Raw genomic sequence first — 9,805 nt, 5'->3', positions numbered from 1 at the left:
CCCACCCCCCAACCCCCTCCTCGTGTACGGGGAGGGGGGGAAAAGAGAGGGGTTGATCGCAGGTGCTGTGCAACGACGCAAATTAACTTTGGGGAAGTTGCTAGTTACAAGTGAACCAGTTAGATCCCCCCAACGCCGGGGCGGAAGGGCCCGCCCCTACAAAGGGGGGGGACATTCTCAAAGCCCCTCTTGTAGGGGCAGGCCCCTGTGCCATTAGCAGTCTCTCGGCGGTTGAAACCGCAGCTATACAGACAAAACCCGCCTGCGCGGGTTTTAAGATTCTTGCTCTTCTCTTAGTCCGCGAAGGCGGACTTCGTTTGTATAGCCGCGATTTCCAATCGCCGGGAGCTTAAGTTGATAATGATGGCCCCTGTGCCTGCCCTTTGGGGGATCTAACTGTACTCTACCCAGTTAAAGATGCTTTAATTTTTATCCACCGGCTTCTTATGGAAGCTAATTTCAACTTATTTGGCGAGAGGTAATCTATGGCTGTTAATGTCTTTGACGCAAATTTCTACCGTTCAGCCAACGCGGACTTGCGGAATCTCAACGATGCCCAAGCCTTGCAACACTTATTAAACTTTGGGCTGAACGAGAGACGGACATTTTCTCCCTTAGTGGATCTGAGCGTTTATGCGGCTAGCAATCCCGACTTGGCGGCTGCCGGTTTGACCACCAACAGGCAACTGTATGACCATCTGTCCAATTTTGGGGTGAAGGAGGGGCGCGGTTTATCCACGGTTTTTAATGTGTCTTTCTACCGGAATGCCAATCCTGACTTAGCAGCAGCCGGTCTGACGAACGAGCAACTGTTTGACCACTTCCGGAATTTTGGCATAAAGGAGGGACGCGCCTCGTCACCAACTTTCAATGTCAGCTTCTATTTGAATAATAACGCGGATTTGAAGCAAGCCGGTTTCAACTACCAGCAGGCATTGGAACACTATGTAAATTTTGGGCGGAAAGAAGGACGCATTGCTTCTTCCTCAGGCGCAGCGCCGACACCAACGCCGACAGTCGGAGATCCTCTCCCCCCGGCAAATAGCACTCTCAGATCTGCTACCGATCTTGGCGTACTGAGTGCCAACCGCACTATCACGGACTTTGTGGGCACTGATGACCGCAACGACTACTACCGCTTCACATTAAACAATAACAGTGACGTTGACTTGACTCTCGGTGCGCTGACTGATTATGCCAAAGTGCAGCTTATTAAGGACTACAACCAGAACGGTGAGATCAATACTGCTGATGAGGAGGTTTTACAAGAGGACAGTGGTTCTTCTAGTTCCAACGCCGACATCAGCACATCCCTACAAGCCGGCACCTATTTCATGAGGGTATTTCCATATTCCACCGATGATAATACCAACTACGACCTAAGATTGGGGGTAACTTCTAAACCGGCCACAACTTCAACCGACCCAGGCAGCACCCTGAGCACCGCGCTCAACATTGGAGCTTTGAGCGCCAACACCACCACCTTCAAGGATTTCGTTGGCCTAACTGACCCGAACGACTACTATGGCTTCACCCTAAACAGTAACAGTAATTTAAGCGTGACGCTTGCAGCCCTGACTGATTATGCCAACGTGCAGCTTATTAAGGACAAAAACAACAACGGTCAGATTGATAATGGAGATGGGGATGTTTTGAAGGAGGACTATGGTTATTCTGGTAGCAACGCCGACATCAGCACAGACCTAGAGCGAGGCAGCTATTTTATTAGGGTATCTCGATATTACACCGATGATAATACCAACTACGAACTGAGATTGGCAGCAGAAGCCGTCGCCACTTCCCAAAACCGGCCTAACCTTTTGAACAGTACGCTTAACATTGACCCCCTGACCGGCACTCCCACTTCCGATCAAGTTGCCGGCAGCAGTGAGGCGGTTTCCAAAGATACAACTGTCTCTGTCATTCAAGAGTTCAACGGCAATGGTAGCGCAACCACCGGCACTCTTTTCAGCGATGCCTTTGGCAGTTCTTCTTCCGACACCTCAAACATTGAAACTTTAGCAAGCGGGACAGACTTCGCCGGCATTTTGGCCAGCAACCCGCTGGATAGCACCAACTACAGCACTAACCTGACTTTTGTGTGATGAGTGGGGTGCGTTCCCCCTTCCTTAGCCCCACTTATGGCGAAAGTCGGGAACGCACCCGGTCCTCTTGAGATTGCCGGTGATTGGTAGATCGCACTCCTCTGAGGAAGTGCGCTCACCGGCAAGAGACACTCCTAAAAAAGCTTATGATTCCGCCTGTTTTTTTAGATGCTCCTGAATTAAGTCCGGCAACTTTTCCCAGTCTTCCGGTGCTTTCGGACAGGGATGCCATACTTGGTCTTTAGAATCAGCCTTCAAACGGTCAACAAGTTTGTAGAAAGCTTCACTATCATCCCGGTGAGCGAGTGCGTAGGCTCGCAACTCAGCCTTGCTCATTTTATCAAAGTCTGGTTTCATGTTAGAAATCGTTCCATCTCGACTAACTTGGATTTGAAGTTCTTCTCCTGCGAAAATGAATACCGTGCCATCGCGCTCGTCTAAACGCAATATCTCGACCGACCGGTAAAAATTAGTCAAATATTGACATAACCTGATACAGGTTATACCTTGTTCTGCTGTTGGAAGAATAGCTACTCCTCTAAAACGCTCTATTTATTTTAAAATATAGCACTCTTCGCTCATACATGCCAAATGGCCAAGGCATCACCTCGCCCGAGGGCGAGCGCCTCTAGGTAGAGTAACTCTCCACCTTGACATGCCTTCCACCGGCTCTTCCCCTCAGCCATTTCTGCGGCGCGACGAAAGCCGGTGATGGAGCGCTCACCACCCCCGCCTCAATAGAACCTTTAAAGATTGCTGACAAACTCCTCAACTGAAACCCCCGCCTGAAGTTAGCATGCGAGGGGAAGTTTTAGGCAAAGGAAACTCCTCTAAATACAGTTCTGTTGCCTCTTTCAGATTGGCTAGCGCCTCTTCAATCGTTTCTCCCTGGCTGGCTGTCCCCACTTCAGGACATTGGGCAACATAGACATCCTCTTCCCAATAAACGATTGCCGTGAATGTCCGAGACATATTTTTCGCGCTCACCGGCGGAACTTTAACTCCTGTTATTCATTTTACCACATCCCTATCGTTCTGCCTAGGGGCTTTTGAAAATTTCTTCGCCGCTTCCCCCGTTCCGCAGTAGGGTGCGTTCCCTCTCCTGTCACCTCACTGCTGGATCGAGCGAGACTCGGGAACGCACCCGTTCCTCCTGAGATTGCCGGTGATTGAACGATCGCCTTTCTCTTATAGAGGTGCAATTCTCACTTATCCTAAAGCGCTATATAGCGGTTCTCAGTTTGATGAACTATAGCCCAGAAACCCGGAAGGGGCGGTCTCCGTGGGTGCCCATTGGTGTCAATTTAAGCTGTGTCCCGCAGCCTCCCGGCGGTTGAAACCGCAGCTACACAGACAAAACCCGCAAGGCAAGGGTTTTAAGATTCTAGTTCTTCTCTTAAGTCCGCGAAGGCGGACTTCGTTTGTATAGCCGCGATTTCAATCGCCGGGAGCTTAAGTTGACACCGATGGCACGGGGATCCGCCCCTACGAAACCGGGTTTCTCAGTACCTCACTAATATGAGAAAGGCTATAAACTCAACTTTAACCCCCTTCTGAATCAGGAGTTCACTCGCTCTAATGGCTTATGACAACGCTTGTAAATATCTCTCCGAAACTTACCCCTCCCAGTTTGCCGGCTGGATATTGGGACAAGTCCCCCCATCAGTTGAAGTTCTCAAAACCGAATTGAGTATCGAACCCATTCGCGCCGACTATCTCACCTTCCTGCGCACCCACGAGCGAATTCTGCACCTGGAATTCGAGGTTGACGTAGATGAGGAGCCACCTCTACCGTTGAGAATGCTGGACTACTGGATTCGACTCTACCGGCGCTATCGCGTGCCGGTGACTCAGACGCTTATCTTGCTCAAAGAAACACCCGCCGCCAAACGACTAAAAGATACCTTTCGCGTTGAAAACACGCGGCACCGCTATCAAATCATCCGGATGTGGGAGCAAGATCCAAAACCCTTATTGCAAAATCCAGCGCTCTTACCTTTAGCCAGTTTGTGCCGCACAGATGCGCCAGAACGGCTGCTCAGTCAAGTGGCTCAAGAATTGTCTAAGATAGAGACACCGGCACAGCGGGGCCAAATTACGGCTTGCAGTACCATTCTAGCCGGTTTGCGCTTTGACAAAAACTCGATCCGGCAATTGTTTCGGGAGGACATCATGCGAGAGTCGGTAATTTATCAGGACATCCTGGAGCAAGGAGTGCAGCAAGGACAGCAACAAGCCTTAAAGACCTCGATCCTGGACGCTCTCGACGCCAGGTTTGGCTCTGTACCGGCAGAGGTCGCCCCGAAGCTAGAGGGGCTGACACCTGAACAGTTGCAGGGCTTGCTCCGTCAGGCTTGGACTTGTGCGGCGCTCGATGCCTTTATCCGCCAGCTTCGTTAATCCTTTTTAGGACTTCCAGGGTGCGTTACCAGCGCACCCTGCTGCTTTGAGCCACCGGCTCGACAAACAGCGCCGGTGAGTGAGCCCTCACCCTTACCCTGACCGGCACACCCCCCTTCCCAGCCCCATCCAGCCGCCCGCCTCCGCCCTCCCGGCTGCGATCGGAATCACAACACCTCTCCCCAGAGAATCACAACACCTGGGAAACTCGCATCACGGAGCAATTGAGGCGCGAGTGCAATACTGAGTGGACAAGCTCAGGAACTTTAAGAAATATAACGGCTGATGATGATTCGCAAAGTTGTCCAACAGGTGTTTGCAAAGGGTTATCTTACCGTTGACGTGGAACAACAGCTGCAGCGGCTGTTTAACGCCGGCTGTAGCTTGGACGATATTGACGCCCTGACAGATTTGCAGTACGCTGTCATGTCCGGTCATGTCAAACGAGAAACGACTCCAACCAAAGACACATGTTTAGCGAGATGAACCGATGTTTCAGACTTTTGCACCGAAAGGACAGGCGAGAGGACAGGCGAGACGCCTGTCCTCCGTCGAAGGGAGTGCCTTTTGGGACAGGCGAGACGCCTGTCCTACGTCGGTGGGAGCGCCTTTTGGGACTCCAAATTTCCCCTCCCCGTTAACGAAGAGGGGGTGAGGGGGTGGGGTTCCCCTGCGCGCGCACTCAGCTTGACGGCTTATCTTTCGGCTTGTAAGTCGAAGCCACATGCAGCTCTTTCAGCTGCTTCTCATCGACTCCAGACGGCGCATTCGTCAGCAAACAGCTCGCTTGCTGCGTCTTCGGAAAGGCAATCACATCCCGAATCGACTCCTCTCCAGCTAGCAACATCACCAGCCGGTCTAAACCGTAAGCAATTCCCCCGTGCGGCGGCGTGCCATACTCAAACGCCTCCAGCAGAAAGCCAAACTTATTATAAGCTTCCTCCTTACTCAAACCAATCGTTTCAAACACTTTCTCCTGAATATCCCGCTGGTAAATCCGCCGGCTCCCCCCACCGACTTCATACCCATTCAGCACCAAGTCATAAGCTTGCGCCCGCGCACTCTTCAAATCGCCCACATCATCTGGGTGCGGCGCAGTAAACGGGTGGTGCAGAGCCTCCCAGCGCTTCTCGTCCGCATTCCACTCAAACATCGGGAAATCCGTCACCCACAGCAGATTGATTTTGCTTTCGTCAATCAATCCCAGCTGGCGAGCGATCGTTTGGCGCAGCCGGTCGAGCGTTTTATTCACCACGCTAGCCTCTCCCGCGCCAAACAGCAGCAAATCCCCAGATTGAGCGCCGGTGCGCCGCCGCAGTTCCTGCTTTTGCTCCTCGCTCAAATTATCCTTAATCGCGCCAATCGTGTCAATCTCCCCGTCATCCCGGACGCGAATATAAGCCAAACCCTTCGCACCGGCAGCGCTCGCCTCATTGAACAAATCCCCGCCCGGTTTAATCCGCACGTTGGAAATTGCCTCATTCCCTCCGGGAACCGGCAGGATCTTCACAATCCCACCGGCAGCAATCGCCCCCGAAAACACCTTAAACCCAGAGTTCTTCATCAAATCCGAGACATCCACCAACTCCAAGCCATAGCGCGTGTCCGGCTTGTCGCTGCCATACCGGCCCATTGCCTCAGCATACGTCAGGCGGGGGAAAGGACGCGGCAACTCCACCCCCTTGACAGTTTTGAAAATATGTGCTACCAAACCTTCATTCAGCTCAAGAATATCCTCCAGAGACATAAAGCTCATCTCCATGTCCAGCTGGGTGAATTCTGGCTGCCGGTCGGCGCGCAAGTCCTCATCCCGGAAGCAGCGGGCGATCTGGTAGTAGCGGTCAAACCCCGACACCATCAGCAACTGCTTGAACAGCTGCGGCGACTGCGGTAGAGCAAACCACTCGCCCGGGTTGACGCGGCTGGGCACCAAATAGTCCCGCGCCCCTTCCGGCGTCGAGCGCGTCAGCACCGGCGTTTCCACCTCAATAAAACCTTGCGCGTCTTCCAAATAGCGCCGAATCGCCTTAACCACAGCGTGGCGCAGCTGGAGATTGCGGCTCATGCGCTCCCGCCGCAAATCCAGATAGCGGTACTTCAGGCGCAACTCCTCGCGCACCTGTTCTGTTTCCGCCGCCGAAACCTGGAAAGGCAGCGACTTGTGGACTTTGTTGAGCAGCTCAATCCCATCAGCGTACACTTCCACCTCGCCGGTGGCCAGTTTGGGATTGAGGGAATCAGCGGGGCGTTGCGTCACCCGACCGGTGATTTTTACCACATATTCGCTGCGCATGGCTTCTGCCGTCTCGTAAGAAGCCGGCGTGCGAACGGGATCGCTGACGATTTGGACTATGCCGGTGCGATCGCGCAGGTCTAGGAAAATCACGCCCCCATGATCGCGGCGACGGTCAACCCATCCACAGAGGGTGACAGTTTCTCCAATCTGTTCCTTTCGGAGTTGGCCGCAATAGTGGGTTCGCATAGGTGTGGATTTCTGGAAATGGGCTTTAACGTTGATACTCAGAAGTGTTGCAGGGACTGCAAGTAAGCTTATAGAGCCTTTCTAGGATAGCAGGCTCTGAGCTTTCCCATTATGCACCATGAGAAGAAATTCTGTCACAGCGGCGGTTGGGGGGTGAGGGAGAGAAGCTCAGGCGGCAAGGCCAATCTTATCTGTCCGCCGCAGCCCGGTCGCCCGCACGGCAACTTATCTAATCTCCGGTTGAAAGCATATATACAAAACCTGTCTCAAGGCGTGTTTTGCAAATCTCATTTAATCGGAGAGAATCTCATTTACAGCAATTCCCTGCCGAAAAGTGGCCACCGGCTCCCGAAATTGGGCCACGAACAGCGGATTGGCCCCACAGAAGGGGGTGCCGGCAGGTCAAATTTTCTAATATCCGGTTGAAAGCATATATACAAAACCCGTCTCAAGGCGTGTTTTGCAAATTTCATTTAATCGGAACTGCTCTAATTTGCAGCAATTCCCTGCCGAAAATCGGCCACCGGCACCCGAAATTGGGCCACGAATAGCGGATGGGCCCCACAAAAAGGGGTGCCGGCAGGCAACATTTTCTAATATCCGGTTGAAAGCATATATACAAAACCCGTCTGGAGGCGGGTTTTGCGAATCTCATTTAATCGGAGAAAATATCAGCTTACCTCAGGGTCCCACAAGGCCCTCAGCCCTTGCGGACACTCGCTAACAGAGGGTGTGGCAGCAGGCAGTTAGGGCGCGGACATGGGCATTGGGGCAGTGGGCGATGGGGCATCACGCAAAAGCTCGCAGTCTGGTGCGCCATGCCCGATGCGCCATGCCCGATGCTTATTCCTTCGGTTTGCGGTCAGAATCCGACGGGCGAGGAGCAGTCAGCACCTCCCACGCCGCTTTAGCAGCAGCCACCAGCCGGTCGCCAAAGTCAGCCATTTCTTTCACCACAGACTGCCAGTTCTTCTCGGTTTCTGACTCCAGAATCTGGAAAGACTTTTCAAACCGGTCGGAATCGATCAGTTTAATGCGCTCAATGGTTTCCCGGGCTTGCCGCACAGCCTTGATGTAGGCGTCGCGGGTGAACTCGCCGGCAGACTGCATTTCTGACTGTGCCAGCCTTTTAATCGCCTCAATCAGCTCTTTCGTTTCCTGTTTGATCTCATCTTTTTCGCCAGCCATCTGAGTTTCTACCAGAGCGTTCGTCTCTGGGCTGACTTCCACAATTGCGGACTCTTTGGGCACAGTGGGTTCAGACGCCATCTTCGTTTCTCCTTTGTTTTGTTATCTGTTTCTGGGGTGCGCCTTTACTCGCCCCCCACGTTTACTGATTTTGTGTGCCCAATGGCTCACAAATTTCTACTTAACAGTTTAGAGTTTGGGTCAAGGATTGGGGGCGGGGTTAAGAAACCGGGTTTTCCAGAGAAACCCGGTTTCTGCGATTGCCCTGACCGGCACTCTAGAACCTCCCGAAAGAAGCGGCAGGCAGTTTTTGCTCTAGCTTGAGCAACTCCTGAATCCGGTTCTCGGTGGAGGGGTGGGTGGAAAACAAACTGGCCAGAAACTGCCGGCCCGAAAACCCATTCACAATCAGCAGCGGCTCAAAGGCGGGGTTGCCCTCGATGGGCATCTGCCTGGAACTGTTTTCTAAGCGCTGGAGGGCGCGAGCCAAAGCGCGGGGGTTGCCGGTCAGTTTAGCAGCACCGGCATCGGCTGCAAACTCCCGCGTCCGAGAAATGGCCAGCTGAATCACTGTGGCGGCTACCGGCGCTAGGATGGCGCTCAGCAGCAGCGCCAGGGGATTTGGCCCCTCTCGGTCGTCCCGCGAGCCGCCGGTGAACCACATCCCGTAACTGGCCATCTGCGCCAAGAAGGAAATCGCACCGGCGACTGTGGCGGCTACCGCTTGGGTCAGGGTGTCGCGGTTTATAATGTGGCTGAGTTCGTGGGCGATCACGGCTTCGAGCTCATCCTCAGGCAGGATGTTTAAAATCCCTTCTGTGACTGCCACAGCCGCATGTTCGGGATCGCGACCGGTGGCAAAGGCATTGGCAGCTGGACTGGGAATAATATAGACATCCGGCACCGGCATGCCGGCACGCTGGCTAAGCCCCTCCACCATCCTGTACAAATCGGGCGCTCCCTCGGGACTCACCGGCACAGCACCGTAAGCCGCCAGGGCAATCTTGTCGGAAAAATACCAAGAGCCCAGGTTTGTCACAGCCGCCAGGGCAATCCCAACCATCGCGCCGGTCGTCCCGCCGATTAGCCAGTAGCTAATTGAGATCAAAAGGGCGCTCAGCAGACTTAACAGGGCAACAGTTTTGAATTGGTTCATCACCAGCTCTCCTTTAACAGCTTCGGGTGAGGGAGTGCAATCCATCCACTCAACCTCGCACCCACTTGCTGTCGCTTATCGTTGCTTCTATTGTACTGAGCGCTTTCTGGGCGGATAGGGCAGAAAACCCCAACCGGCTGGTACGGATTTTTCAGTCCCCGCACCCGGACTGTTTCAATCCCTCAGAGGGACTCATCAAAAATTTCTCGCTTGGCGGCTTGATATATAGCTGTAGCCACTTAGATTAGGACACTGGGACAGGCGAGACGCCTGTCCTACGCCTTATATCCGCAAAGCAATTGCATTTAATTTACGCTATTTATTTATATTCTCTCGCTTCCAGGCAGAGCCTGGAATCGACCTCTGGAGGTTCTGCCTCCTTTCAAGGGAAAAGCAGGTTAAAAGCCTAACAGCTTAATTCCTTCTTCCTTCTTGGCGTCCCTTCATGGGGGCGGTTTATTATTCAAAATCTCC

10 protein-coding genes and 1 pseudogene are annotated in these 9,805 nt (G+C 53.1%); 4 read left to right on the top strand and 7 right to left on the bottom strand.

Annotated features, from left to right (window positions below; genetic code table 11):
- The first annotated feature begins 485 nt into the window (after positions 1–485).
- Complete coding sequence (locus tag OSC10802_RS44725; RefSeq protein ID WP_017719248.1) at positions 486–2,105, top strand: pre-peptidase C-terminal domain-containing protein; 1,620 nt, start codon at positions 486–488, stop codon at positions 2,103–2,105.
- Between the two features lie 144 nt (positions 2,106–2,249).
- Here the strand turns inward: OSC10802_RS44725 and OSC10802_RS0123650 are convergent, their stop codons facing one another.
- From OSC10802_RS0123650 to OSC10802_RS0123640, 4 genes and pseudogenes are all read right to left on the bottom strand, one after another.
- The gene (locus OSC10802_RS0123650; protein WP_512699233.1) at positions 2,250–2,495 is read right to left on the bottom strand and encodes a DUF6887 family protein; all 246 of its coding nucleotides are present in this window, start codon (positions 2,493–2,495) and stop codon (positions 2,250–2,252) included.
- Positions 2,481–2,633: pseudogene (locus OSC10802_RS57055) on the bottom strand (DUF6888 family protein); the annotation flags it as partial. The pseudogene OSC10802_RS57055 and the gene OSC10802_RS0123650, both read right to left, overlap by 15 nt.
- A gap of 100 nt (positions 2,634–2,733) precedes the next feature.
- A complete protein-coding gene (locus tag OSC10802_RS55815) occupies positions 2,734–2,868 on the bottom strand; it encodes a hypothetical protein (protein WP_255349167.1) in 135 nt (44 codons plus the stop codon).
- Positions 2,869–2,873: 5 nt separating this feature from the next.
- On the bottom strand, positions 2,874–3,077 hold the full coding sequence (locus tag OSC10802_RS0123640; RefSeq protein ID WP_017719246.1) for a type II toxin-antitoxin system HicB family antitoxin: 204 nt from the start codon (positions 3,075–3,077) through the stop codon (positions 2,874–2,876).
- Positions 3,078–3,683: 606 nt separating this feature from the next.
- Between OSC10802_RS0123640 and OSC10802_RS0123635 the strand changes: the two genes are divergently transcribed.
- Together OSC10802_RS0123635 and OSC10802_RS0123630 are read left to right on the top strand one after the other, a co-directional pair.
- Positions 3,684–4,505 (top strand): RpnC/YadD family protein, encoded by an 822-nt coding sequence (locus OSC10802_RS0123635; RefSeq protein WP_017719245.1) that lies wholly within the window; start codon positions 3,684–3,686, stop codon positions 4,503–4,505.
- Positions 4,506–4,790: 285 nt separating this feature from the next.
- Positions 4,791–4,991, top strand: coding sequence for a hypothetical protein (locus tag OSC10802_RS0123630; protein WP_017719244.1), 201 nt, complete (start codon positions 4,791–4,793; stop codon positions 4,989–4,991).
- Between the two features lie 196 nt (positions 4,992–5,187).
- Here the strand turns inward: OSC10802_RS0123630 and aspS are convergent, their stop codons facing one another.
- Complete coding sequence (gene aspS, locus OSC10802_RS0123625; protein WP_017719243.1) at positions 5,188–6,987, bottom strand: aspartate--tRNA ligase; 1,800 nt, start codon at positions 6,985–6,987, stop codon at positions 5,188–5,190.
- A 240-nt stretch (positions 6,988–7,227) separates the two neighbouring features.
- Here aspS and OSC10802_RS47855 point away from each other — a divergent pair, with 240 nt between their 5' ends.
- Positions 7,228–7,413: a hypothetical protein gene (locus tag OSC10802_RS47855; protein ID WP_082218414.1), complete on the top strand. Its 186-nt coding sequence runs from the start codon at positions 7,228–7,230 to the stop codon at positions 7,411–7,413.
- A 417-nt stretch (positions 7,414–7,830) separates the two neighbouring features.
- Here the strand turns inward: OSC10802_RS47855 and OSC10802_RS0123615 are convergent, their stop codons facing one another.
- A complete protein-coding gene (locus OSC10802_RS0123615) occupies positions 7,831–8,256 on the bottom strand; it encodes a hypothetical protein (protein WP_017719241.1) in 426 nt (141 codons plus the stop codon).
- Between the two features lie 196 nt (positions 8,257–8,452).
- Positions 8,453–9,331 (bottom strand): M48 family metalloprotease, encoded by an 879-nt coding sequence (locus tag OSC10802_RS0123610; RefSeq protein ID WP_198525178.1) that lies wholly within the window; start codon positions 9,329–9,331, stop codon positions 8,453–8,455.
- Positions 9,332–9,805: the final 474 nt, after the last annotated feature.

Source organism: Kamptonema formosum PCC 10802, assembly GCF_000332335.1.
Classification (GTDB): Bacteria; Cyanobacteriota; Cyanobacteriia; order Cyanobacteriales; family Oscillatoriaceae; genus Oscillatoria.
The sequence above is the reverse complement of the archived record's forward strand: the minus strand, read 5'-3'. Positions and strand labels throughout refer to the sequence as shown.

Bases quoted from the DNA above. Each gene is read 5' to 3' on its own strand.
- OSC10802_RS0123635 (WP_017719245.1), top strand. From the start codon at position 3,684: ATGGCTTATGACAACGCTTGTAAATATCTCTCCGAAACTTACCCCTCC.
- OSC10802_RS44725 (WP_017719248.1), top strand. From the start codon at position 486: ATGGCTGTTAATGTCTTTGACGCAAATTTCTACCGTTCAGCCAACGCG.
- OSC10802_RS0123610 (WP_198525178.1), bottom strand. From the start codon at position 9,331: ATGAACCAATTCAAAACTGTTGCCCTGTTAAGTCTGCTGAGCGCCCTT.
- OSC10802_RS0123615 (WP_017719241.1), bottom strand. From the start codon at position 8,256: ATGGCGTCTGAACCCACTGTGCCCAAAGAGTCCGCAATTGTGGAAGTC.
- OSC10802_RS0123630 (WP_017719244.1), top strand. From the start codon at position 4,791: ATGATGATTCGCAAAGTTGTCCAACAGGTGTTTGCAAAGGGTTATCTT.
- aspS (WP_017719243.1), bottom strand. From the start codon at position 6,987: ATGCGAACCCACTATTGCGGCCAACTCCGAAAGGAACAGATTGGAGAA.
- OSC10802_RS0123640 (WP_017719246.1), bottom strand. From the start codon at position 3,077: ATGTCTCGGACATTCACGGCAATCGTTTATTGGGAAGAGGATGTCTAT.